Here is a 26,148-nt window from a genome sequence, read left to right on the forward strand (position 1 = left end):
AAGAGGTATTAGATGAATAAATTTAAATTAGAGTTTAAAGAGGGGTTTAGTAAGTATTTATTAATATATGAAAAGATAAAAAGCTTAATTGAAAATGATAAAATTTTAGAAGGAGAAAAATTACCTCCTATAAGAGAACTTTCAAGTTTTTTAAATGTTAATAAGGTAACTATAATAAATGCCTATAAGAAACTTGTTCAAGAAGGATATGCATATCAAGTACAAGGAAGTGGAACTTATGCTAAGAATAAGGATTTAGGTAGAAGTTTTAAACAAGATTATAATGAGTTATTTAGAAAAATTGCTTCAGGTGATTTAAAAAGTTGGATAGATTTTACTGGAGAAACTACAAGTGCAAACTTTTTTAAGGTAGAGAGATTAAAGAATGTTTTAGATAATGTCTTAGTTAGAGATGGAGTAGAAGCACTTATGTATAGCGACCCCTTAGGATATCTAGAATTAAGAAGAAGTATAAATGAGGAGTTTTGGAAGGGAAAAAATAATTTAGATAATATACTTATAATTTCAGGAGCACAACAGGGAATTGATATTGTAGGTAAGTCTTTAGTTAACATAAATGATAATATTTTAGTAGAGAAACCAACCTATGGAGGAGCACTTTTAGTTTTTAAACTTAGAAGAGCTAATATTTTAGAAGTTAAGATGGAAGAAGATGGACCAGATATAGATAAATTTGAGAGTTTATTAAAAAAAAATAATATAAAGTGTTTTTATACAATGAGTTATTTTCAAAATCCAACAGGAATAAGTTGTTCCTTAGAAAAGAAAAAAAGAATAATAGATTTAGCCTATAAGTATGACTTTTATATATTAGAAGATGATTATCTTTCAGAGCTTGTTTATTCAAAAGATTTAGATTACATTCCTTACAGAAGTTTAGATTCAGAAAGAGTAATATATATAAAAAGTTTTTCAAAAATTTTTCTTCCTGGTATAAGAATGGGATATTTAATAGCTCCAGATAAGTTTAAGGAGGAGTTTCAAGCTTTAAAATTTAATAGTGATATAGCAACTTCAAGTCTTATGCAAAGAGCATTACAAGATTATATAGCAAAGGGATATTGGAGAGAGAATATAAAAATATTAAATAAAGAATATTCAAAAAGATATAATTTTATAAGGGAACTTATAAATAATAACTTAGGAAATATGGTATCTTATAGTGAGCCAAAGGGAGGGTTAAATCTATTTTTAAAAATAAATAAGGATGTGAAAATAACATCTAAGGAATTATTTTATGAACTTAAAGATAGACAAACTATAATAACTCCTGGAAGTATATTTTTTAAAAATCCTAATGATGGAGATAACAGTTTTAGAATTGGATTTTCACAAATAGATTATGAGAAAATAAAGAGAGGTATAAAAAACATAGAGGAAGTATTAAAAGGTAGGTGCAATATAAATGAGCTATATAACAGTAAAAAAAGAAGCGGAAGATAGATTTGAAGAGAAAAAATCAGTTTTTATAGGGTATGTTAAGAGAGTTACAACAGAGGAAGAAGCAAAGGAGTTTATAGCAGAAATAAATAATAAGCATAAAGATGCAAGACATAATTGTTATGCTTATGTAATAGGTGAAAATATGGGAATACAAAGGTATAGTGATAATGGAGAACCACAGGGAACAGCAGGAATACCTATATTAGAAGTTATAAAAAAGCAAGGTATAACTGATTGTGTAGTTGTTGTAACTAGATACTTTGGAGGAATTTTATTAGGAACAGGTGGTTTAACAAGAGCTTATACTAAGGGGGCTATAGTAGCTATAAATGCTTCAGGGCTTGTGGAAAAGGTACATGGATTAAGGCTTTCTTTAGAGATAGATTATGACCTTTATGGGAAAATACAATATATATGTGGGCAAAATAATTGGCATATAGAAGATACGGAGTTTACAAATAGTGTTAAAATATATATATTAGCTGAAACAACAAAGGTTAATGAAATGGAAGAAGCATTTATTGAAGCTACAAATGGAAAAGTAAAAATAAACAAGGACTTAGAAGGTGTGTATTTTAAGGAAGGAAATAGACTTTATAAGGAGATTTAAGAATAAATATATAGACAAATGGGCCAAGTTGAATAGAAAAAATCTCTATGATATAATGTTTAAGTGTTATTTTTAGATATTTAAAGAATTTTAAAACAGAGTTTACATATATGTTAGGAGGAATAAATATGTCAGGACATTCAAAATGGCATAATATACAGGCTAAAAAAGGTAAAATGGATGCCAAAAGAGGAAAAATATTCACTAAGATAGGAAAAGAGATTGCCGTTGCAGTTAAAGAAGGCGGAGCAAACTTAGATGGTAACTCAAGATTAAAAGATGCTGTAGCAAAGGCTAAAGCTGCCAATATGCCAAATGATAACATTCAAAGAGCTATAAAGAAAGCTGCTGGTGAGGGAGATTCAGTAAACTATGAATCAATAGTTTATGAAGGATATGGACCATCAGGAGTTGCTGTAATGGTTGAAGTATTAACAGATAATAAAAATAGATCAGCAGGTAATGTAAGAAGTGCTTTCACTAAAGGTGGTGGAAACATGGGAACATCAGGATGTGTTGGTTTCATGTTCCAAAAGAAGGGTGAAATAGTAATAGAAAAAGCTGATTTAGATGAAGATGAGATAATGATGATGGCTTTAGATGCTGGAGCAGAAGATTTTTCATCAGAAGAAGAAGTATTTATAGTTACAACTTCACCTGAAGATTTTGGTACAGTAAGAGAAGCTTTAGAGGAAAATGGATTAGAATTCTTAGAAGCATCAGTTAAAATGATACCAGATACTGAAAGTGCAATAAGTGAAGAAGATGCTAAGAAGTTCCAAAAAATGCTTGATTTACTTGAAGATGACGACGATGTTCAAGAGGTTTATCACAATGCAGAATTCCCTGAAGGATGGGATGAATAAAAATATAAATTAATATAGCACATATTAAGAGGCAATTAATTTTGCTACTTAATATGTGCTTTTTTATTTAAGAATAGTATTTAAGCATATTAAAATAATAGTTTTTTGATAGTTAACATAATAGTAAAGCATAGTTAACAATTATACTATTGTAAAAAATAAATTATAATATATAATGTAATTAATAATTGTTATCAATTAATATTAAATATCATGGAGGAAAAAATGTTAGATCAAAAAACAATAGATATAATTAAAAGTACAGTACCAGTTTTAAAATCTCATGGATTAGAGATTACTAAAACTTTCTATAAAAATATGTTTGAGCAAAATCCAGAGGTTAAGGTTTTATTTAACATGGACAAGCAACAATCAGGAGAGCAACCAAAAGCTTTAGCAATGACAATATTAGCTGCAGCTCAAAATGTAGACAACTTACAGGCTATTAAACCTGTTATAGATAGAATAGGGCTTATACATTGTAATGCAGAGGTTAAGCCAGAGCATTATCCAATAGTAGGAAAGCACTTATTAGGTGCTATAAAAGAGGTTTTAGGAGATGATGCAACAGAGGAAATTATAGAGGCATGGGCTAAAACTTATGAAGTAATAGCTGAAGTATTTATAAACAATGAAAAAGAAATTTATTCTAAAAGATAAATAAAATATAAGACGAGCTTATAAAAATAAGCTCGTCTTTTTTTATTTACAATAAACTTATAAAATAGATTTAATTTTAATCTATTTTATAGTGTCTCTTAGTGAGGTTGAGAATGCTGTCATAAGCATTATTAAAAATAGTAATATAAGTAATAATTCCATGGTACCTCCTTAAGCATAAATAAAATATATTTAAACCTATATAAAGTTTTATATAATTTAAAGTTAAAAACAAATAGTAAAATATAAAACAGATAAGGTTTACATCCTTTAATAATATATTACCATACATATTATGGAAAAACATTAATTCTTATAAAAAAATTTAAAAATTAAGAAGTTTTGTGAAATTTAACGAAGGAGATTAACTATTAAAATAATAATTAACAAATTATAAAGAGAAGTAGTATAATTAAAAAAAGAATTTTACTTGTATAGGAGATGATACTTTATGAAGAGGTTAAATGGAAATTTAATAAGAGTCTCTAAGGAAGTTTTAAAAATAACCTTAAATAAAGAAATTAATGGTAAATTATATTATTCTAATAAATTAGATGGAGAATTAAATTTTATTAGAAATATAGAAAGTGAAAATGAGTTTGAGTTTAAAGACCCAGAGGTAAGAAATAGAACTTTCTATTTTATAAAAGGTGAAAAAGAAAATCTTATGTTAGCAGAAAGATTAGTTCCTCTTAAAAAGTTCTGTAATTTTAGAGATTTAGGTGGATATGAAACAAGAGATGGAAGGTTTATAAAATGGGGATTATTTTATCGTTCCGAAGCTTTAAATAAATTAAGAGGAGAGGATTTAGAATATTTTAAAACCTTAGGAATAAAAAATATCTTTGATTATAGGTCTATAGAAGAAGTAAAGGTAAGTCCTGATAGAGAGGTTGAAGGAGTAAATAACATACATATATCTGCAATGAAGAATTTAGATAATCAAAATTTAAATATGGAATCATATTTAAAAGGAATATTATTAAAGGATAGTAAACAAGAATTACCAGAAAAAATACTTATGGATGGTTATACTGAAATGCCTTTAGATAATTTAGCTTTTAAAGAACTTATAAAAACAGTAGAAAATCCTGATAATTTAGCTATTTTACAACATTGTACATCAGGTAAAGATAGGACAGGCTTAGGCTCTGCCTTAATCTTATTACTTTTAGGTGTTTCAGAAAAAACAGTAATTGAAGATTATATGCTAAGTAATAAATACCTAGAAGGAGAAAATCATAAAATACTTCAGTTTTATGAAAAACATATCTCAAATGAAACCATAAAAGAATTAATTGAAGGGGTTTTAGGAGTTAAAAAGAAGTTTATAGAGCTTAGTTTAAATAGAATAAAAAGTACTTATGGAACTTATGAAACCTACTTTTTAAAAGAATATGGATTAAGCAAAGAGAAAATAGAATTAATAAGAAATAAGTATCTTTATTAGAGAAAAATAAGACTTAGAATATAAATAGTTTATTTTTATATTCTAAGTCTTATTTTTTGTTATATGTACTTTATATTAAAATATGTAACAAATTATTGAAAAAGTATTAATATATGTTACAATTAGTATGTATAAAATTTACTTTTATAACAAATAAAACTTCAAGGGGGATAATTTATGTTAAAGAAGCTTAGTAATAAGAAGATTACAGCTTTAATGGTTGTAATTGCTATGGTATTTAGTATTATATTACCAATACCAGTTAAGGCTGCTGAAATTTCTGAAAAAAGCAATTTAGCTTTAGCAGAAAGTTCAGATAAAAAAACTGTGGATATTCAAATACTTGCAACCTCTGATTTGCATGGAAAGTTTATGAATTATGATTATGCACAGGGAAGAGAGTATTCAGGTGGATTAAATCAAGTAGCTACTGTAGTTAAGGAAGCTAGAGAAAAAAATCCAAATACTTTAGTTTTAGATAATGGAGATACTATTCAAGGAAATTATAATCATTTATTTATGGATAAAGAAAATCCTATGATACTTGCTATGAATAAAATAGGTTATGATGTATATTCTTTAGGAAATCATGAATTTAATTTTGGAATGGATAAGTTAAACAATATTATAAGTCAAGCTAATCCTAATCTTCATGTTTTATGTGGTAACCTTTACAAAAGTGGAAAGAGAGTCTTTAATCCTTATACTTTAAAAGAAGTTGGTGGTTTAAAGGTAGCTATAATAGGAGTAGTAACTCCTCATATAATGAAATGGGACTCTCAAAATTTAAAGGGGTATGAAGCAAAGGACCCAACAGAAGAAGTTAAAAAAATAATAGGTGAAATAAAAGAAAATGGTGGAGCTGATTTATATATTGTAACTTCTCATGCAAGTTTAAATGGAGAGTATGGAGACGGAGATAGTGCAGCTAAAATTGCTGAAGAAAATCCAGAAGTAAGTGTAGTGGTTGCGGGACATAGTCATGATGCTGTTAAATCAGAGTTAAGAGGAAATGCTATAATAAGTGAGCCTGCATGTAGAGCTAAATATGTTTCTAAATTTGATTTAACTTTAGAAAAAGAAAATGGAAAAGTAAAAGTTGTTGATAAAAAAGCACAGCTTATAGACCTTAAGGATGTTAAGGAAGATGAAGAACTAAATAAAGTACTTAAACCTTTCCATGAGGAAGCTATAAATGATGCAACTGCAAAGATTGGAGAACTAAAGGGTGGGGATTTAGCAAAAGCTGATGAAGTTAAAGGAATTCCTCAATCAATAGTTGAAGATCAAGGGGTTACTGATTTTATAAATGAAGTAGAATTATATAACACTAAAAAGTTTTTAGAGAAAAAAGGAATAGATACAAATAATGCCTATATGGTTTCTTCAGCTGCATTATTTAGTCCTAAAGCTAACCTTAAAGAAGGGGCAATAAGTAAAGCTGATGTTTCTAACATATATAAATTTGACAATAAGTTATATATTGTAAAGACTACAGGAAAACAATTAAAAAAATATATGGAAGAAAACTCTAAATTCTTTAACAAGTATAAAGAGGGAGATTTAACTATATCCTTTGATGAAAATGTCAGAATGTATAAATATGATATGTTTGAAGGGGTTAATTATGAAATAAATATATCTAAAGAACCAGGAGAAAGAATAGAAAATTTAAAATTCTCTAAAGATGGTAAAAATGTTGAGGATAATGATGTTCTTTATTTAGCAGTAAATGATTATAGATATAATTCAGGCTTAGCTGCAGGAATAATGGATGAAGGTCAATATGAAAAAGTATACGATACAGTAAATGATGATATATCAGCTATAAGAGATTTAATAAGTGATTATATAATAAATGTTAAGCACGGAGAGATAACTAGAAATGTAGATAACAATTGGAAAATAACAGGTAATAATTGGGATGAAAATCAAAGAGCATTAGCTGTTAAGCTTATAAATGAAGGTAAAATAAATTTACCAACTTCTTCAAATGGAAGAACTCCAAATATTAAATCTATAACTGTAGAAGATATTTCAAAGTTTAATGAAGAAATGCCAAAGGAAAATAAAGAGGTTGAAATTCCTATTTTAACTTTTAATGATTTTCACGGTTCTTTAAAAGAAAATGGTGGAAACCCTGGTGCAGCTAAATTTGTTGGAGAAGTAAAAAGATTAAAAGAAAAAAATCCAAACACTATAGTTGTAAGTGGTGGAGATATGTATCAAGGTAGTGCTTTATCTAATCTTTTAAAGGGTAATCCAATTAGTGATATGAACAAAGCCCTAGGTGTTGATTTTTCTGCAATAGGAAATCATGAATTTGATTGGGGATATGATTTAATTCCAAGTTGGGCAAAAGCTGGAGGATTTGATTTCTTAGCCTCAAATATTTATGAAAAATCTACAGGAGAACCTGTAAAATGGGCTAAGCCTTATGGAATTATTGAAAAAGAAGGAAAGAAAATAGGATTTATAGGTCTTGCAACTCCTGAAACAGCTTATAAAACAAATCCAGATAATGTAGAATCTTTAGAGTTTAGAGACCCTAACAAAGAAGCAGAAAAGTGGGTTAAATATTTAAGAGATGTAGAAAAAGTTGATGCTGTAGTTGCTTTAACTCATATAGGAAGTCAACAAGATAAGGATACAAAGGAAATAACAGGAGAAGTTACAAATCTTACAAAGGTTAAAGGGCTAGATGCAATAGTATCTGCACATAGTCATATGCCTGTTAAAGGAATTGTTAACGGAGTTCCAATAGTACAAGCTTATAAAAATGGTCGTTCTATTGGTCTTGTAGATTTAAAATTTGATAAAGAAGGAAAATTAAATGTAGAAATAGACCGTATGGATATTTCAAAAAGAATAAGTGAATTACCAGTAGATAAGGATATGGAAAAAACTTTAGAAAAATATGAAAATGAATTATCACCAATATTGGATGTTAAAGTAGCTGATTTAAGTGAAGACCTTCCACATGATAGAGATTTAGGTCTTAGTAAAATGGGAGCTACTGTTACAGAAACTATGAGAAAAATAACAAATGCAGATATAGCAATAAATAATGGTGGTGGAGTAAGAGCACCTCTTAAAAAAGGAATAGTAACTGTAGGAGATATGTACACTATACTTCCTTTTGATAATACTATAGTAACTATGGAACTTAAAGGTAGCGAAATAATTAAAGTTTTAGAGCATGGAATAGCACCTAAAAACTTTGGATGGGGTCAGCATGCTGGGGTAAAATTCTGGTACAATAAAGATGCTGAAGAAGGAAAAAGAATAACTTCTATAGTATTATTAGATGGAAGTAAATTAGAACCTGATAAATACTATAAAGTAGCTACTAATGATTTTATGGCAGCTAATGGAGATGGATATGATTTCTCTAAAGCTAGAAATTTTAAAGATACTAATAAAGTATTAAGAGATGAAATAAGTAATTATTGGAAAGAAAATGGAATAAATCCAATAAGTGATTTATCAACTCTTATTGAAGAAGGAAATAATAATGAAAATTCTGCACCTGTAATAGAGGAAACTAAAAAAGATTCACAAGGTGTAGGTCAAGAAGAAAATAAAGATAACACTATCATTAAAGATAAAGATTCTAAGGGAGATACTGTAATATCTTTACCTAATACAGGAAATCCTATAGGTATAGAAGCTTTAGCAGTTATTGGATTTATATCAACTCTTACTGGTAGTATAATTATTAAAAAGAAAAATAATAAAGATGTAGCTTAATAAATAAAAAAGTAGCAGAGAAATCTGCTACTTTTTTATTTTAATAGCTTTTTAGTTATGTTAAAAAGTTAACTAAATTTAACGGATATTTAACAATAAAATGTTGAAAAATATTCGTGAAATGATATAAAATACATATGTATAAAATTTACTTTTGTAATAATAGGAAACCAAAAGGGGGAAAAATATGCTTAAAAAAGTAAGGGATAAAAAAATTACAGCCCTAGCTGTTGCAACTTCAATGGTTTTTGGAATTGCTACACCTATGACTACTGTAATGGCATCTGAAAATTTAGCACCGGAAAACTTAGAAGAGAAAAAAGGTGAAGGTACAAAAAAAGAAGAGGGAGATGTAACTATTCAGATTTTAGGAACATCAGACCTTCATGGTAAATTCATGAATTATGAATATGCTCGTAATGAAAAATCTGATGGAGGATTAAATCAAATATCTACATTAGTTAAAGAAGCTAAAGAAGCAAATCCTAATACTATAGTAGTTGATAATGGAGACACTATACAAGGTAACTTCAATCACTTATTTAGAAATGGTCCAAACCCTATGATTATGGGAATGAATGCAATAGGATATGATGTTTTTTCTTTAGGAAATCATGAATTCAACTATGGAATGGACAACCTTAATAATGTGGTTAGCCAAGCTAATGAAAATTTAGATGTATTATGTGCAAACTTATATAAAGATGGAGAAAGAGTTTATGATGGATATACAACTAGAGAGTTTGATGGAGTTGAAGTAGCTTTAATAGGTGTTGTAAGTCCTCATATAATGAAGTGGGATTCAGAAAACTTAAAGGGATATGAAGCTAAAAATCCTGCTGAAGAAGTTAATCTTGTAATAGATGAGATTGAAAATAGACCAGAGGGTGGTGCTGATGTATATGCAGTAGTATCTCATGTAGGTTTAGAAAGTGAATATGGAAATGGAGATAGTGCAAGAGCTATAGCTGAAATGAATCCAGAGGTATCTGCTATAGTAGCAGGACATAGTCATACAAATATCCCAGAAGAGAAGATAAATAATGCAGTTATAAGTCAACCTACAAGTAATGGACAAATGGTTTCTAAAATAGAATTAACAGTTAGAAAAGATGGAGATAATGTAGAAGTTGTAGGACAAGAGGCAGACCTTATAAGTACAAAGGGAGTAGCTGAAGATGAAAAAATAAATTCCTTACTTTCAGATTTTAACAATAGAGCAATTGCAGATGCAACAGCACCAGTTGGTCAATTAGTTGGTGGAAATTTAGCAGATAAAAATGAAGTAAAAGGAATACCTCAATCTTTAGTTGAAGACCAAGGTATAACAGACTTTATAAATGAAGTGCAATTATATAATAGTAGAAAGCACTTAGAATCAAAAGATATAAATCCAGAGGATGCATACATGGTATCAGCAGCAGCTTTATTTAGTGCTTCTTCAAATTTATATGAAGGAGATATAAGCAAAGCTGATATATCAAATATATATAAATATGACAATAAATTATATACTATAAAAACTACAGGAAAACAATTAAAAAGATACATGGAAGAAAACTCTATGTACTATAACACTTATAAAGAGGGCGACTTAACAGTATCCTTTAATGAAGATGTTAGAATGTATAAATATGATATGTTTGATGGTGTAAGTTATGAAATAAACATATCAAAAGAGCCAGGTGAAAGAATAGAAAATTTAAGATTTGAAAAAGACGGAAAAGTAGTTGAAGATTCAGACGTAGTTTATTTATCAGTAAATGATTATAGATATAATTCAGGCTTAGCAGCTGGAATTATGGAACCAGGTCAACATGAAAAAATATATGATACAAATAATGATGAAATATCAGATATGAGAGATTTAATAGTTGATTATATTCAAAATGTAAAAGGTGGAAAAATTTCTAAAAATGTTGATAATAACTGGAAAATAACAGGAAACGATTGGGATGAAGAACAAAGAGCATTAGCTGTTAAGCTTATAAATGAAGGAAAAATAAAATTACCAACATCAGAAGATGGAAGAACAGCAAATGCTAAAGCTGTAACTTGGGATGATGTATTAGCTGTCGTTGGAGATGGACAAGAAAGTGATGTTGAAATTCCAATAGTTACTTTCAATGATTTTCACGGTTCTTTAGCTGAATCTAAAAGTGATGTAGGGGCAGCTAAATTAGTTGGAGAAGTAAAAAGAGTAAAAGAAGAAAATCCAAATACTATAGTTGTTACAGGTGGAGATATATATCAAGGAAGTGCTATGTCAAACCTTTTAAAAGGAGAACCAGTTACTGCTATGCTAAGAGAAATGGGACTTGAATTTGCAGCAGTAGGTAATCATGAATTTGATTGGGGATATGAGTATATTCCAGATTGGGCAAAAGCAGGAGAGTTTGATTTCTTAGCATCTAATATATATGAAAAAGAAACAGGAGAACCTGTAGAGTGGGCTAAGCCATATGGCATTGTTGAGAGAGAAGGTAAGAAAGTTGGATTTATAGGACTTGCTACACCTGAAACTGAGTACAAAACTAAACCTGATAATGTTGCTCATTTAGAATTTAAAGACCCTGTAGCTGCAACAGAAACTTGGGTAGATTATTTAGAAAATGAAGAAGATGTAGATGCTGTTGTTGTTTTAAGTCACTTAGGAAGTGAACAAAACAAAGAAACAGGAGAAATAACAGGAGAAGTAGTAGATATTGCAAAAGTAGAAGGTGTAGATGCAATAATCTCAGCTCATAGTCATCAAAGTGTAGAGGGAGAAGTAAATGGGGTTCCTGTTATACAAGCTTATAAAAATGGTAGAAACTTAGGTTATGTTAATTTAAAATTTGACGAAAATGGAGAATTAGAAGTTTCAACTAAGTTAGACGATATTTCAAAGAGAAAAGATACTCTTCCTGTTGATAAAAATATGGAAGAAATTTTAGCTAACTTTGAAGAAGAGTTAGGACCTATAATGAATGAAAAAGTTACTGATTTAGCAGTTGATTTACCTCACGACAGAGATGCTGGAGTAAGTCCAATGGGTGCTACAGTAGCAGAAACTATGAGAAGAATAGTTGATGTTGATATAGCTATAACTAATGGTGGTGGTGTAAGAGCACCTTTAATGGCTGGAACTATAACAGTTGGAGATATGTATACAATTCTTCCTTTTGATAATACTTTAGTTACTATGGAAATGAAAGGTTCAGACATAATAAAGGTATTAGAGCATGGAATAGAACCAGAAAACTTTGGCTGGGGACAACATGCAGGAGTTAAGTTCTGGTATAATCCTGAAGCTGAAAGTGGAAATAGAATAACTTCAGTTAGATTAGCTGATGGAACTAAGTTAGAAAATGATAAGTACTATACAGTAGTTACTAATGACTTTATGGCTACAGGAGGAGATTCTTATGATTTCTCAGCTGCTAAAAATGTAGTAGATACAAATTTAGTTATAAGAGATGAAATGACAAATTATTGGAGAGAAAATGGAATTGAGCCAATAACAGATTTATCAACTTTATTAGAAAAAGGTGAAGATACAACAGTTGATGAAGAAAAGCCAGAAACACCAGAAAATCCAGAGTCAGGTAATGGTGGAAACCAAGATTCAGAAAATGGTGAAAATCAAGACTCTGAAAATAATGGAAGCTTACCAAATACAGGTATGCCTATAGGAGCAGGGGCAGTAGGTGCTATAGGAGCTGTTCTAGCTTTAGGTGGATTTATGATATTTAAGAACAATAAAAATAAATCAGCATAAAAAATAAACAATTAGAGAGTGATAGATAATATCACTCTCTTTTTTATTAGTAAAATAAAAAAAGTTGTATAAAAAAAATAAAACTGTTAATAATCACCAATGAGGTGATGGTATGAATTTTAATAAGCTAAAAAATAATAAGAATCTTAAAGGTATAATTTTTATTATTTTAGGAATTTTTATATTTGCAGGTAGTTATATGTTATCTTATTCTTATAATAGTAGAAAAATACAAAAAACAAATGCTAAGGTAATAAAAGAAGAAGAAAAATCCTTAGTAGAAAATTTAAATGTAGTTTTTACAAGAAGAACTTTAGATGACCATGTTGTAGTAGATTATAGAACTACCTTTTCAGAAATGGCTAAAAATGAAAATTTTGAAGGATATAGTGTAGAAGAATTTATTTCGTCTATGGAAGAAGAAGGATATGAGTTGGTTGCTTCTACTGAGGAGGAAATAGTATTTTTAACTGATATGGGAATTTTAGAGCCTAATAAATATTACATAGGAGAAAAGGATGGGTATATAGCTATTTTTAAAACAGGAGAAGACGGAAGAGCCTTTATTGAAAACCCAGAAGATGTTAGTACAAAAAGTATAGAGGATTTACCAGAGGTTGATAGAGAAAAAATAAGTAGTTTTGAAAAAATGTATGATACAAGAGAAGAATGCGAGGAAAACATAACAAATTACATAAGTTAAAATAAAGGTTATTTTTAAAATTTAACTTAAAGGCTATATCTTATTTAAGATGTAGCTTTTTGTATTTTAAAAAAAGCATTGTGTAGTAAAATAGAGTGTTTAGGGTGTTTTTAATGAATAGTAAATTTTGTTTAATTCATTGATAATATTCCTTCTTCATGTTAAAGTATTATATAGATTTAAAGAACTTATTATACACATGGGAGCAAGAATATGTACGAATATATAAGAGGCAGATTTAAAGGTATAAGTAAGGATTATGTTGTACTAGAGTCAAATAATATAGGATATAGAATTTTCACCTCTGGAAATACTATGGCAAATATGCCAAAGGTAGATGAGGAAGAAACTTTATATTTAGAACAAATAGTTAGAGAAGATTTTATAGGATTATATGGCTTTAAAGAGAGAGAAGAATTGGAAATGTTCAAACTTTTATTATCAATAAACGGAGTAGGAGCAAAGGCAGCTTTATCTCTTTTGTCTATAAGCACTGTAAATAATTTAAAATATGCAATAATTATGGGAGATGAAAAGCATATAACAAGAGCTCCTGGAATTGGTAAAAAAACAGCTCAAAGAATTATTTTAGAGCTTAAAGATAAATTAAAATTAGAAGAAATTACTTCAGAGGATGGAGAATTACTACAAGGAATTGATAATAATTTTGATTATAGCCTTAATATAGATGAAACTTTAGGAGCCTTAATGGCTTTAGGATATACAGAAAAAGAAGCAAATAAAGCTTTAGAAAAAGTTGATAAGACTTTATCAATAGAAAACATGATAAAGGAGTCTTTAAAACTTTTAATGCGATAGGAGGTGTAATTAAATGAGCGAAAGATTAGTTACCTCTAATGAAATCGAAATAGATTCAACTAATGAATACAGTTTAAGACCAGAAAAATTAAGTGAATATATAGGTCAAGACAAGGTTAAAGAGAGACTAAACATATTTATAAAGGCTGCTAAAAAAAGAGAAGAAGCTTTAGACCATGTAATTTTATATGGGCCACCTGGGCTTGGAAAAACTACATTAGCTAATATAATAGCAAATGAGATGGGTGGAAACCTTAAAGTAACTTCAGGACCTGCAATTGAAAGGGCTGGAGATTTAGCAGCAATATTAACAACTTTAAATACTAATGATGTTTTATTTATTGATGAGATACACAGATTAAATAGAAGTGTTGAAGAAATACTTTACCCTGCCATGGAAGACTATGTTTTAGACATAATAATAGGCAAGGGGGCTGCAAGTAAATCAATAAGATTGGATTTGCCTAAATTTACATTGATTGGAGCTACTACTAGAATAGGTATGTTAAGTTCACCTTTAAGAGATAGATTTGGTGTATTATGTTCTATGGAATATTACACAACTAGTCAATTAGAGGAAATAATAATTAGAAGTTCTGAAATTTTAGGATGCAATATAACTAAAGAAGGTGCCTTTGAAATTGCTAAGAGGTCAAGGGGAACTCCTAGAATAGCAAATAGACTTTTAAAGAGAGTAAGAGACTTTGCAGAAATTTTATATGATAATGAGATTACAAAAGAAGCTGCAAAAAAATCCTTAGAACTCTTAGAGGTTGATTGTGAAGGTTTTGATAGAATTGATAATAAAATTTTAGAAGCCTTAATAGACAATTTTGGTGGTGGTCCTGTGGGAATTGAAACTTTAGCTTACTTTGTAGGAGAGGAATTAGATACTATAGAGGATGTTTATGAACCATACCTTTTACAAAGGGGATTTATAGTTAGAACGCCAAGAGGAAGGGTTGCAACTGAAAAGGCTTATAAACATTTAGGAAGAAGTAAATTAAAGGAGTCTATTAAAGATTCTAATCAATATACATTATTTGAAAAATAAAATAGAGAAGGTGTAATTAGATGAAAGTAAGTGATTTTTATTTTGATCTCCCAGAGGAACTTATAGCACAGTGTCCTCTTGAAAAGAGAGATTCTTCAAGATTAATGGTTTTAGATAAGGAAACTGGAGAGATTGAACATAGAAAGTTTCATGACATATTAGAATATTTAAATGAAGGTGATACGTTAGTTTTAAATAATACTAGGGTTTTACCTGCTAGACTTATAGGAGAAAAAGAAGGAACCGGTGGAAAAATAGAATTTCTTCTTTTAAAGAGAATAGAAGGAGATAAATGGGAGTGTTTAGCTAAGCCAGGCAGAAAAGCTAAAGTAGGAACAGTTTTTACTTTCGGAAATGGAAAGCTTAAAGCTATAGTTAGAGAAATTGGTGAGGAAGGAAATAGAATAATAGAGTTTAAATATGATGGAATATTTGAACAGGTTCTAGATGAATTAGGTCAAATGCCTCTTCCACCTTATATACACGAAAAGTTAGAAGATAAGGAAAGATATCAAACAGTTTACTCTAAGGAAAAGGGCTCAGCAGCTGCACCAACAGCAGGCTTACATTTTACTGAAGAATTATTAAAAGAGATTAAAGATAAAGGTGTTAATATAGCATATTTAACTTTACATGTAGGATTAGGTACTTTTAGACCTGTTAAGGTTGATGATGTAAATAATCATGTTATGCACTCAGAGTATTATAGTTTAGATAAAGAAAATGCAGATATAATAAATAAGACTAAGGAAGAAGGAAAAAGAGTTATTGCAGTAGGAACAACTTCTTCAAGAACCTTAGAAACTATTGGTGATGAAAATGGAAGAGTTAGAGAACAAAGTGGATGGACAGATATATTTATATATCCTGGATATAAGTTTAAAATTGTAGATAATTTAATTACAAATTTCCATTTGCCAGAATCAACATTAATAATGCTTGTTTCAGCTTTAGCAGAACAAGATAACATAATGAATGCTTATAACATCGCAGTAAAAGAAAAGTATAGATTCTTCTCATTTGGAGATTCAATGTTTATAAAATAAAAGCAAAGGAAGGACTTTTTTCATGACTAAAAAAAGATATACTCTTTTAAAAAAAGACGGAAAAGCTAGAAGAGGTGAGTTTGTAACTCCTCATGGCACAATTCAAACACCGGTTTTTATGAATGTAGGAACATTAGCAGCTATAAAGGGTGCTGTTTCTTCAATGGACTTAAAGGAAATAGGGTGTCAAGTAGAGCTTTCTAATACATATCATTTACATTTAAGACCAGGAGATAAGGTTGTAAAGCAAATGGGAGGACTTCATAAATTTATGAACTGGGATAGACCTATTTTAACTGATTCAGGTGGATTCCAAGTTTTCTCCTTAGCAGGTATGCGTAAGATAAAAGAAGAAGGAGTTTATTTTAACTCTCATATAGATGGTAAAAAAATATTTATGGGACCTGAAGAAAGTATGCAAATACAAAGCAATTTAGGTTCAACTATAGCCATGGCTTTTGATGAGTGTATACCTAACCCATCAAGTAGAGAATATGTTGAAAAGTCAGTTGCAAGAACAACAAGATGGCTTGAAAGATGTAAAAAAGAAATGGATAGATTAAATTCCCTTGAGGATACTGTAAATAAGGAACAAATGCTTTTTGGTATAAATCAAGGTGGAGTTTATGAAGATATAAGAATAGAACATGCTAAAACTATAAGAGAAATGGACTTAGATGGATATGCTATTGGTGGTTTAGCAGTTGGAGAAACGCATGAGGAAATGTATAAAGTTATAGATGCTGTAGTGCCACATTTACCAGAAGATAAGCCTATATACTTAATGGGAGTTGGACTTCCATCAAATATATTAGAGGCTGTAGAAAGAGGAGTAGACTTCTTTGATTGTGTTTTACCAGCTAGAAATGGAAGACATGGTCATGTTTTCACTAAAGAAGGTAAAATAAACTTAATGAATGCTAAATTTGAATTAGATTCAAGACCAATAGACGAAGGATGTCAATGCCCTGCATGTAAAAATTATACAAGAGCATATATAAGACATTTATTTAAGGCTAAGGAAATGTTAGCTATGAGATTATGCGTTCTTCACAATCTATATTTCTACAACAAGCTTATGGAGGAGATAAGAGAGGCTATAGATGGCGGATACTTTGCTGAGTTCAAAGCTAAAAAGTTAGAAGAATGGAATGGAAGAGCTTAATAATAAATTTAAAATAAAAGAAGGGAGTGGCTAATGTGAATTTTCAACAACTAGCAACAATGATACTACCATTTATCTTAATGTTTGGTGTATTTTATTTCTTGCTTATTTTACCAGAGAAGAAAAGAAAGAAAAAGTATGATGCTATGCTAAATGAACTAAAGGTTAATGACAAAATCATAACTAGAGGTGGAATCATAGGTAAAATAGTAAAAATAAACGAAGATAGCGTTGTAATAGAAAGTACTCAAGACAGAACAAAGATTGAGTTTTCAAAACAAGGTATAAGCTCAAAAATTGACTAGTTTATTTTAATATGGATAGCTGTTTTAATGGTTTTTTAATCATTAAAATGGCTATTTTTTATTTAAAGTATTGAATTTTACAGTATAATATGAAAAAATAAGGATGATAAATCAAATTAGCTTTTTAAAAAGAACTTTAAAATTAAACCTTAACATGTTATAATATTAAAGATAGTTTTGATTGGAGGAAGAGTAAATGAAGCGTATAAAAACAGTAAACAAGTCAAGCTTAAAGAAAAGTTTATGTAAACCAGCAGATTGCAGAGAGTGTGCAAACTCATGCCAATCAGCTTGTAAAACATCAGCAACAGTAGCAAACTTAGCTTGTGAAAATTAATTATAAAAATTCTTAAGTGGCAGTAACTTTTAAAGTTGCTGCCATATTTCTAGTTAGGAGGAAATATTGTGTCATTAATTCATAAATTTATGCAAGGTGGCGAGTATTACGTAGTAGACGTAAACTCAGGAAGTGTTCATATTGTAGATGACCTTATTTACAATATGTTAGATGATGATAATAAATTAAGTAGTAAGGAAGTTTTAATTGAAAAATTAAAGGATAAATATCCAGTTGAAGAAATTGAAGAAGCATACGAAGATTTACTTCAATTAGTAGAAGAGGAAGCATTATATTCAAAGGATTTATATGAAGAAGTAGCAAAAGAAAGTGATAAAGCACCTTCTCATATAAAGGCTTTATGTTTAAATGTTGTACATGATTGTAATTTAAGATGCAAATATTGTTTTGCAGATGAGGGAGAATATAAGGGATGTAGAAAGCCTATGAGTGCTGAAGTTGGTAAAAAGGCTATAGACTTTGTTTTAGCAAACTCAGGTGGAATAAAGAACATAGAAGTTGATTTATTTGGTGGAGAACCATTAATGGTATTTGATACTATAAAGGAAATTATAGATTATGGTAAGAAAAGAGGAGAAGAAGTAGGTAAAAACGTAAGATTTACTATGACTACTAACGCTACTCTTTTAAATGATGAAAGAATTGATTATATAGATAAAAATATAGGAAATATAATTCTTTCAATAGATGGAAGAAAAGAAGTAAATGATGCTGTTAGAATAAGAGTTGATGGCTCAGGAAGCTATGATAGAATTCTTCCAAATATAAAGAAAATGGTTGAAAAGAGAGATCCAAGTAAGCAATACTATGCAAGAGGAACATTTACAAGAAATAATACAGACTTCTTCCAAGATGTAATGGCTCTTGCTAATGAAGGGTTTACTGAAATTTCAATAGAACCTGTTGTTCTTCCAGATGAACACGAACTATCAATAAGAAGAGAAGATTTAGAAACTATCTATGGGGAATATGATAAATTATATGATGAAATGGTTAGAAGATTAGAAGAGGGAGATAACATATTTAAATTCTATCATTTTAACATTGACTTAAATGGTGGCCCTTGTGTTTATAAGAGAATAGCAGGCTGTGGGGCAGGGCATGAATACATTGCTGTAACTCCAGATGGAGAAATATATCCATGTCATCAGTTTGTTGGAAATACTGACTTTTTATTAGGAAATATATATGATGGAGAAATAAAGAAGGATTTATCAAAAGAATTTAAAGAAGCTCACATATATAATAAGCCAAAATGTAAAGAGTGTTGGGCAAGATTTTACTGTAGTGGTGGATGTCAAGCTAACAACTTTAACTTTAATGGAGACATTCATGTTCCTTATGAAATAGGATGTGAAATGCAAAAGAAAAGAATAGAGTGTGCTATAGCTTTAAAGACAAAAACTATGGAAGCTGAATAAAAATATAATATTAATATTGGTTGCCATATATTGACTATATGGCAACATATTAATATAATTTAGTTTATCAGAGAAAATTTTACAGAGGGGGATAACCATGAAATCAAAATTAGGTAGCTTCATATTATTTATTATCTCCATAGCAATAATAAGTTTTTTAGCTCTAGCAGGGTTTAAAGGATTTACTTTAGGGGACTATCACTTTAAAACGTTTAATGAGGTTATAACTAAAGGGTTAGATTTACAAGGTGGAGTTTCTGTTCTTATGGAAATCCAAAGTAATGATGTAACTCCAGAACAATTAAACACAACAAAGGAGCTTTTATCTCTAAGAGTTAATAAAGTAGGAGTTTCAGAAACAACAGTAACAACAGAGGGAAAAAATAGAATAAGAATTGATATTCCAGGGCAATATGATTCACAATCTATAGTAAATTCTCTTCAACAAACAGGAGAGTTAACCTTTGTAGGTCCAGAAGATAATGTTATCTTAACAGGAAAAGATGTAGCAAAATCAAGTGTCTACATAGATTCACAAACTGGAAAACCTGTTATAAAATTAGAGCTTAATAAAGAAGGTAAAGAAAAATTTGCAGAAGCAACAGAAAAGTATAAAGGTCAAAAGATTGCTATAAAAATGGATAATGAAACATTAACAGATCCAGTAGTAAGTGACATAATTTCTAATGGTGAAGCAATTATACAAGGAAATAGCTCAATTGAAGAAGCAGAAAGAATATCAGGAATTATAAATGCAGGAGCTTTACCAGTGCCTGTTAAAGCAGTTTCAGTAGAAACTGTAGGAGCTCAATTAGGAGCAAATGCTCTTCCAAATGCAATGAAAGCAGGAGCTATAGGAATAGGTATAATATTTATCTTTATGATACTATACTATAGAGTTCCAGGATTTATTTCTTGTATGTCATTAAGTGTTTATGTTTTATTAGTTCTTTATATATTCACTTTAGTTGGCGTAACTCTTACACTACCAGGTATAGCAGCATTCTTATTAACAGTAGGTATGGCTGTAGATGCTAATGTACTTATATTTGAAAGAATTAAAGAGGAAATTAGAAATGGTAGAAGCATAAAATCAGCTATGAAAACAGGATTTAGTAATGCTTTAAGATCAATAATGGACTCTAACGTTACAACTTTAATAGCTGGTTTAGTTTTATACTTCTTTGGTTCAGGTCCTGTTAAAGGATTTGCATTAACTTTACTAATAGGTATTGCAGTAAGTATGTTTACAGCTATAGTAATGACAAGATTCTTTATGAATTTAGCATTTAACATGGGTATATTAAACAAGCCTTCAATGTTTGGACGTATAAAAGGAGGTAGACATAATGCTTAAAATAGTAGAAAAGAAAAAAATATGGTTTACTATATCTATTCTTATAATTGTTGTAGGTTTAGGATTTATGTTTACTAAGGGTATGAATTTTGGTATAGACTTTAAAGGCGGAACTCAAGTTGTAATAAACATGGGAGAGAATTTTAATAAGACCGATGTTGATAAAATAGTTCATGAATATTCAAAAGATGCAGTAACAAATCAAGTAAATGAATCTGAACTTCAAATAAAGGCTAGTAATTTAAATACAGAGGAAGTAAATGAGATATTTAATGCACTTAAAGAAAAGTATAATTTAAAAGATGATGCTTTAGTATCTCAAAATGAAATTGGTGCATCTGTAGGAAAAGATTTAACAAGAAGTGCAATAATAGCTTTAACTATTGCAGTAATTGGTATGCTTATATATGTAATTATAAGATTTAAATTTTCCTTTGGTGTTGCAGCAATAATTGCTTTAATACATGACGTTTTAATAACTATAAGTGTATATGCTATCTTTGGAATTTCAATAAATACTCCATTTATAGCAGCAATACTTACAATAGTAGGATATTCAATAAATGATACCATAGTTATTTTTGATAGAATAAGAGAAAATACTAAAAAACTTAGAGGTAAGTCTGTTGAGGAAATAGCTGATATAAGTATAACTCAAACTATGTCAAGGTCTATAAATACAACACTTACAACTTTAATAACTATAGTTTGTGTTTATATATTTGTTCCTACAGTTAGAGATTTTGCTTTCCCATTAATTATCGGTATAGCATCAGGGGCATGTTCATCAATATTCATAGCAAGTCCAATTTGGTGTATGATAACTAATAGACAAAAAAAGAAAAAAGCAAAAAATAGATAATAGTATAAAAATGCTAAAAATTCTTTGGATTTTTAGCATTTTTTTATTTATACTTTAAAAATACATGTATTTGTTAAAAAAAAGATAAAATCTAATAAAAATAATCAATGTATACGTATTTATTTGAAAAGTATTTGTCAAAAAGGTAATTTTAAATTATAATATACTTGTTTTCTTAATTTTATGGAGGAGTTAAATTATGCAGAAGGCTTGGAAAAACATATATTGCACTAATTACATATCTGGGTATAGTCCCTTTAACATTAAAAATATGAATAAAGCAATAGAGAGACTAGCGTCTGCAATTAACAATAGAGAAAAGATAGTCATATATGGTGGATGTGATTTAGATTCCATATGTGCAATATCTTCCCTAATGCTTATATTAAAATATTTAAATGCTGATGTTGAATATTGTGTAAGTAAGGAGCATGAAGAAAAAAAGTACGATATAGATAAAGATACCTTAAAAGAAGATATTGCTTTTTTAGGTGCACAACTTTTAATTACAGTAGGCTGTGGACTTAAAGATAAGGAAGTTGAAAATCTAGCAAAAAACCTTTGCATAGATTTGATAATTATGGAAAATAAAAGGACAAAATGTATATATGACTCAATTTATATAAATCCAAGTGAAGAAAAATGTTCATATAGATATAAGGATTTGACTAATTCGGGAGTAACTTTTAAATTAATGCAAGCTATTGCTATATACTATAACATGAAGAGAATCAATAAGTATTTAGATTTAATACTTATAGGAAGTGTTTCTAAAAATGTTAGAAACAAAGGAGAAAATGGCATAATATTAAAAGAAGGAATTCAATATTTAAGATATACTAATAGTATAGGATTAAATGCTATTAAGAGTTTTTTTAATATTAGTGATATAAACATAGAGAGTATTAATAAAATAGTAAATGAAATAACTCCAAGAGAAGGGGCAATTAGCAAAAAGGATAATGCTAAGATAATTGTGGAGCTATTAACTACTAATGATAAGGACAGAGCGGAGCAAATAACTAAATATATTTATAATGAAAAGATAAGATAGTAATTAAAATTTATATATATTTATTGATTTTGGAGGCAAAGTAATGAGTTTAAAGGATAAAATAAGAGTTATAGAAGATTTCCCTAAAAAAGGAATAAGTTTTAAAGACATAACTACTTTAATTGCAGATGGAGAAGGTTTAAGAGAGTCAGTTAATGAAATGGCAGAGTTTTTTAAGGATAAAAACATTGATGTTGTTGTAGGACCAGAAGCTAGAGGATTTATATTTGGTGTTCCTGTAGCATATGCTTTAGGTGTTGGATTTATTCCAGTTAGAAAACCTGGTAAACTTCCAGCAGAAACTGTAAGAGTAGAGTATGATTTAGAGTATGGAAAAGATGCATTAGAAATACACAAAGATGCTATAAAGCCAGGAATGAGAGTTGCTATAGTTGATGACCTTTTAGCAACTGGTGGAACAATAGCTGCTGTTGCTAAATTAGTAGAGCAAGCTGGAGGAGAAGTAGCTGGATTAGCATTTACTATTGAATTAACAGAATTAAAAGGAAGAGATAAATTAAAAGGATATGAAGTTAAATCTTTAGTTGATTATGAAGTTTAATTTATTTTCTCTTAAAATTTTATAAGAGTTTAAAATGGCTGGTTTATTGACCAGCCATTAATTTTATTGGTTTATTTTATTTTTTTGTTATATAATAATATAATATATTAAAAGAAATTTTAAGTAGGGGAGAATAATCCAGTATGTTAGAAGAACTAATTTCTAAAATAAAAGCTAATGGTAATAATGTTGATATAGATTTAGTTAAAAAAGCATATGATTTAGCTTTTGAAGCACACAAAGAACAAAAGAGAGAATCAGGAGAGCCTTATATTATACATCCTGTTAGTGTGGCTATGATTTTAGCTGATATGGGAATGGATACAAACACTATAGTTGCTGGGCTTCTTCATGATGTTATAGAGGATACGGATTATACTTATGAAGATATAAGTAAGATTTTTAATGTTGAGATAGCTAATTTAGTTGATGGTGTTACTAAGCTTGGTAAAATAAAGTATAAAAGCAAAGAAGAACAGCAGGCTGATAATGTAAGAAAAATGCTTTTAGCAATGGCTAAAGACATAAGGGTAATAATTATAAAATTAGCAGATAGACTTCATAATATGAGAACCCTTAAGTATATGAAGCCAGAGAAACAAAAGAAAAAGGCTCAAGAAACTTTAGATATATTTGCACCTCTAGCTCATAGACTAGGTATATCTAAAATAAAATGGGAATTAGAAGATTTATGTCTAAGATATATTCATCCTGAGGAGTATTACGATTTAGTTAATATGATTGCAGAAAAAAGGGTGGAGAGAGAAAAGTTTATTTCTCGTATAATTGAAGAACTAAAAGAAAATTTAAATAAAGCTAATATAGATAGTGATATAGAAGGACGACCAAAACACTTTTATAGTATTTATAGAAAAATGGTAAACAAAAATAAAAGTATAGAACAAATATTTGATTTAACTGCCATAAGAATTTTAGTAAATACTGTAAAGGATTGTTATGCTGCCTTAGGAATAGTACACACTATTTATAAGCCAATACCAGGTAGATTTAAAGATTACATAGCAATGCCAAAGCCTAATATGTATCAATCTTTACATACAACAGTAATAGGAAGTGAAGGAAAAACCTTTGAAATTCAAATAAGAACCTTTGAAATGCATAGAACAGCTGAATACGGTATAGCAGCTCATTGGAAATATAAAAATGGTGTAAATAGTACTGATTCAAAGGATATGACCTTTGAAAATAAATTAACTTGGCTTAGAGATATACTTGAGTGGCAAAAGGAAGCTGTAGATGCGACTGAGTTTATGGAAGGATTTAAGCTTGATTTATTTTCAGATGAGATATTTGTTTTTACTCCTAAGGGAGTTGTTATAAATTTACCAGCAGGTGCAACACCTATAGACTTTGCATATAAGATTCATACTGATATAGGTAATAAATGTGTAGGTGCTAAGGTTAATGGGAAGATAGTAACTTTAGATTATAAACTTAAAACTGGAGAAATAGTTGAAATTTTAACCTCCTCTTCTTCTAGAGGACCCAATATAGATTGGCTTAACATTGCAAACAGTAATCAAGCTAGAAGTAAAATTAAGCAATGGCTTAGAAAGGCTAGAAGAGAGGAAAATTTAGAAAGAGGTAAAGAAATTTTAGATAAGGAATGTAAAAAACAATCCTTAGTTTTTTCAGACCTTTGTAAAGGCCCTTTATATGAAAAGTTATTAAAAAGGTATCATTTAAATAATATTGAAGAGATATACGTTGCTGTAGGTGAAGGGGAGTTATTATCCTCTACTGTAATATCAAAACTTAAAGAAAATGTAGTAAAAGAAGTTACAGAGGAAGAATTAAATAAAAATATTGAAGACCAAATAGCTAAGACAGAAAGACAAAGAAAGAAAAAACAAAGTTATGGAGTAACTGTAAAGGGACTAAATAATATAATGGTTAGGTTTGCAAGGTGTTGTAATCCTGTTCCTGGAGATGAAATAGCAGGTTACATAACTAAAGGAAGAGGTGTCTCTGTTCATAGAAAGGATTGTTCTAACTTTAAAGCAATAGTTGAAAAGCAAAAAGAAAAGATTGTAGATGTTACCTGGGGTAGTGAAAAAGGTGCTGCATATGTTGCCGAACTTGAGGTTAAGGCAGAAGATAGAATGTGCTTACTATCTGATGTTATGTTAGTTATAACAGATTCAAACTTAAGTTTAATTTCTTTAAATGCTAAGTCAGGAAAAAATTCTATAGCTCATATAAATATTCAAGTTAAGATTGATAGCATAGAGCAATTAAAAGATTTAATGAAAAAAATAAGAAGACTTCAAGGAATAATAGATGTTTATAGAGTAAATAAATAAAAGGGGGATTAAAAGGTGAGAGTTGTTGTTCAAAGAGTTAATAAATCTTCCGTTAAGGTTGATGAAGAAATAGTTGGAAGTATAAATAAAGGCTTTAATGTGCTAGTTGGAATTGGGAAAGATGATACTTTAGAAGATTTAAAATATATGAAAGATAAAATTTTAAATTTAAGAGTTTTTGAAGACGAAAATGATAAGTTGAATTTATCTTTAAAGGATGTTAAGGGAGAGCTTCTTTTAATATCACAGTTTACTCTTTATGGAGACTGTAGAAAGGGAAGAAGACCAAATTTTATGAATGCCTTAGGAGGAGAGGAAGCTAAAACTCTTTTTGATAACTTTGTAGCTATGTGTAAAGAAGAAGGCGTAAAGGTTGAAACTGGAGTATTTGGAGCCCATATGGTAGTCGATATAGAAAATGATGGACCAGTAACTTTAATTTTAGATAGTAAAAAGAATTTCTAAAGAAATATTACTATTTTTCAAATAAAGCATTATAATAAATATAGGCTTTATAAATAAAGTTAAACATTGAAGTTTTTTATAGGAGTTTAGCTT

At 29.2% G+C, this 26,148-nt stretch carries 21 protein-coding genes; all 21 read left to right on the forward strand.

Annotation, left to right across the window (positions count from 1 at the left end; all coding sequences use genetic code 11):
• The first annotated feature begins 12 nt into the window (after window positions 1-12).
• The 21 genes from AC4FQV_RS01340 to dtd all read left to right on the forward strand — a co-directional run bounded on the left by AC4FQV_RS01340 (window position 13) and on the right by dtd (window position 26,055).
• Window positions 13-1,464, forward strand: coding sequence for an aminotransferase-like domain-containing protein (locus tag AC4FQV_RS01340; RefSeq protein WP_491163958.1), 1,452 nt, complete (start codon window positions 13-15; stop codon window positions 1,462-1,464).
• Window positions 1,427-2,074 carry a YigZ family protein gene (locus AC4FQV_RS01345; RefSeq protein ID WP_491139259.1) on the forward strand — a complete coding sequence of 216 codons (648 nt, stop codon included), beginning with the start codon at window positions 1,427-1,429 and terminating at the stop codon, window positions 2,072-2,074. The genes AC4FQV_RS01340 and AC4FQV_RS01345 overlap by 38 nt, the downstream gene beginning before the upstream one ends.
• Before the next feature lie 128 nt (window positions 2,075-2,202).
• Window positions 2,203-2,940: a YebC/PmpR family DNA-binding transcriptional regulator gene (locus AC4FQV_RS01350; RefSeq protein WP_491139258.1), complete on the forward strand. Its 738-nt coding sequence runs from the start codon at window positions 2,203-2,205 to the stop codon at window positions 2,938-2,940.
• Between the two features lie 225 nt (window positions 2,941-3,165).
• A complete protein-coding gene (locus AC4FQV_RS01355; RefSeq protein WP_491139257.1) occupies window positions 3,166-3,600 on the forward strand; it encodes a globin domain-containing protein in 435 nt (144 codons plus the stop codon).
• 451 nt (window positions 3,601-4,051) lie between these two features.
• Window positions 4,052-5,050 carry a tyrosine-protein phosphatase gene (locus AC4FQV_RS01360; protein WP_491139256.1) on the forward strand — a complete coding sequence of 333 codons (999 nt, stop codon included), beginning with the start codon at window positions 4,052-4,054 and terminating at the stop codon, window positions 5,048-5,050.
• Window positions 5,051-5,227: 177 nt separating this feature from the next.
• Window positions 5,228-8,800 carry a multifunctional 2',3'-cyclic-nucleotide 2'-phosphodiesterase/3'-nucleotidase/5'-nucleotidase gene (locus AC4FQV_RS01365; protein WP_491163960.1) on the forward strand — a complete coding sequence of 1,191 codons (3,573 nt, stop codon included), beginning with the start codon at window positions 5,228-5,230 and terminating at the stop codon, window positions 8,798-8,800.
• Between the two features lie 187 nt (window positions 8,801-8,987).
• Window positions 8,988-12,560: a multifunctional 2',3'-cyclic-nucleotide 2'-phosphodiesterase/3'-nucleotidase/5'-nucleotidase gene (locus tag AC4FQV_RS01370; RefSeq protein ID WP_491163964.1), complete on the forward strand. Its 3,573-nt coding sequence runs from the start codon at window positions 8,988-8,990 to the stop codon at window positions 12,558-12,560.
• A 112-nt stretch (window positions 12,561-12,672) separates the two neighbouring features.
• Entirely contained in the window at window positions 12,673-13,263 is a 591-nt protein-coding gene (locus AC4FQV_RS01375; protein ID WP_491163968.1) for a hypothetical protein, read from the forward strand.
• Between the two features lie 213 nt (window positions 13,264-13,476).
• Window positions 13,477-14,082 (forward strand): Holliday junction branch migration protein RuvA, encoded by a 606-nt coding sequence (ruvA, locus tag AC4FQV_RS01380; protein ID WP_491139252.1) that lies wholly within the window; start codon window positions 13,477-13,479, stop codon window positions 14,080-14,082.
• Window positions 14,083-14,095: 13 nt separating this feature from the next.
• Window positions 14,096-15,136 (forward strand): Holliday junction branch migration DNA helicase RuvB, encoded by a 1,041-nt coding sequence (gene ruvB / locus AC4FQV_RS01385; protein WP_491139251.1) that lies wholly within the window; start codon window positions 14,096-14,098, stop codon window positions 15,134-15,136.
• 20 nt (window positions 15,137-15,156) lie between these two features.
• The gene (gene queA, locus AC4FQV_RS01390) at window positions 15,157-16,182 is read left to right on the forward strand and encodes a tRNA preQ1(34) S-adenosylmethionine ribosyltransferase-isomerase QueA (protein ID WP_491163971.1); all 1,026 of its coding nucleotides are present in this window, start codon (window positions 15,157-15,159) and stop codon (window positions 16,180-16,182) included.
• Between the two features lie 22 nt (window positions 16,183-16,204).
• Window positions 16,205-17,347 carry a tRNA guanosine(34) transglycosylase Tgt gene (gene tgt / locus AC4FQV_RS01395; protein WP_491139249.1) on the forward strand — a complete coding sequence of 381 codons (1,143 nt, stop codon included), beginning with the start codon at window positions 16,205-16,207 and terminating at the stop codon, window positions 17,345-17,347.
• Between the two features lie 35 nt (window positions 17,348-17,382).
• Complete coding sequence (gene yajC / locus AC4FQV_RS01400) at window positions 17,383-17,652, forward strand: preprotein translocase subunit YajC (protein ID WP_491139248.1); 270 nt, start codon at window positions 17,383-17,385, stop codon at window positions 17,650-17,652.
• A gap of 196 nt (window positions 17,653-17,848) precedes the next feature.
• Window positions 17,849-17,989 (forward strand): six-cysteine ranthipeptide SCIFF, encoded by a 141-nt coding sequence (scfA, locus tag AC4FQV_RS01405; protein ID WP_003451489.1) that lies wholly within the window; start codon window positions 17,849-17,851, stop codon window positions 17,987-17,989.
• Between the two features lie 68 nt (window positions 17,990-18,057).
• Window positions 18,058-19,431, forward strand: a complete 1,374-nt coding sequence (gene scfB, locus AC4FQV_RS01410; protein ID WP_491139247.1) for a thioether cross-link-forming SCIFF peptide maturase — start codon at window positions 18,058-18,060, stop codon at window positions 19,429-19,431.
• A 97-nt stretch (window positions 19,432-19,528) separates the two neighbouring features.
• Window positions 19,529-20,788: a protein translocase subunit SecD gene (secD, locus tag AC4FQV_RS01415; protein WP_491139246.1), complete on the forward strand. Its 1,260-nt coding sequence runs from the start codon at window positions 19,529-19,531 to the stop codon at window positions 20,786-20,788.
• A complete protein-coding gene (gene secF, locus AC4FQV_RS01420; protein WP_491139245.1) occupies window positions 20,781-21,650 on the forward strand; it encodes a protein translocase subunit SecF in 870 nt (289 codons plus the stop codon). Before secD ends, secF begins: the two co-directional genes overlap by 8 nt.
• Window positions 21,651-21,849: 199 nt before the next feature.
• Window positions 21,850-22,704: a DHH family phosphoesterase gene (locus AC4FQV_RS01425; RefSeq protein ID WP_491139244.1), complete on the forward strand. Its 855-nt coding sequence runs from the start codon at window positions 21,850-21,852 to the stop codon at window positions 22,702-22,704.
• 43 nt (window positions 22,705-22,747) lie between these two features.
• Entirely contained in the window at window positions 22,748-23,266 is a 519-nt protein-coding gene (locus AC4FQV_RS01430; protein WP_491139243.1) for an adenine phosphoribosyltransferase, read from the forward strand.
• A 143-nt stretch (window positions 23,267-23,409) separates the two neighbouring features.
• On the forward strand, window positions 23,410-25,590 hold the full coding sequence (locus AC4FQV_RS01435; protein ID WP_491163973.1) for a RelA/SpoT family protein: 2,181 nt from the start codon (window positions 23,410-23,412) through the stop codon (window positions 25,588-25,590).
• A 15-nt stretch (window positions 25,591-25,605) separates the two neighbouring features.
• Window positions 25,606-26,055, forward strand: a complete 450-nt coding sequence (gene dtd, locus AC4FQV_RS01440; RefSeq protein WP_491139241.1) for a D-aminoacyl-tRNA deacylase — start codon at window positions 25,606-25,608, stop codon at window positions 26,053-26,055.
• Window positions 26,056-26,148 lie beyond the last annotated feature (93 nt).

The organism is Clostridium sp. TJA038 (assembly GCF_058310255.1).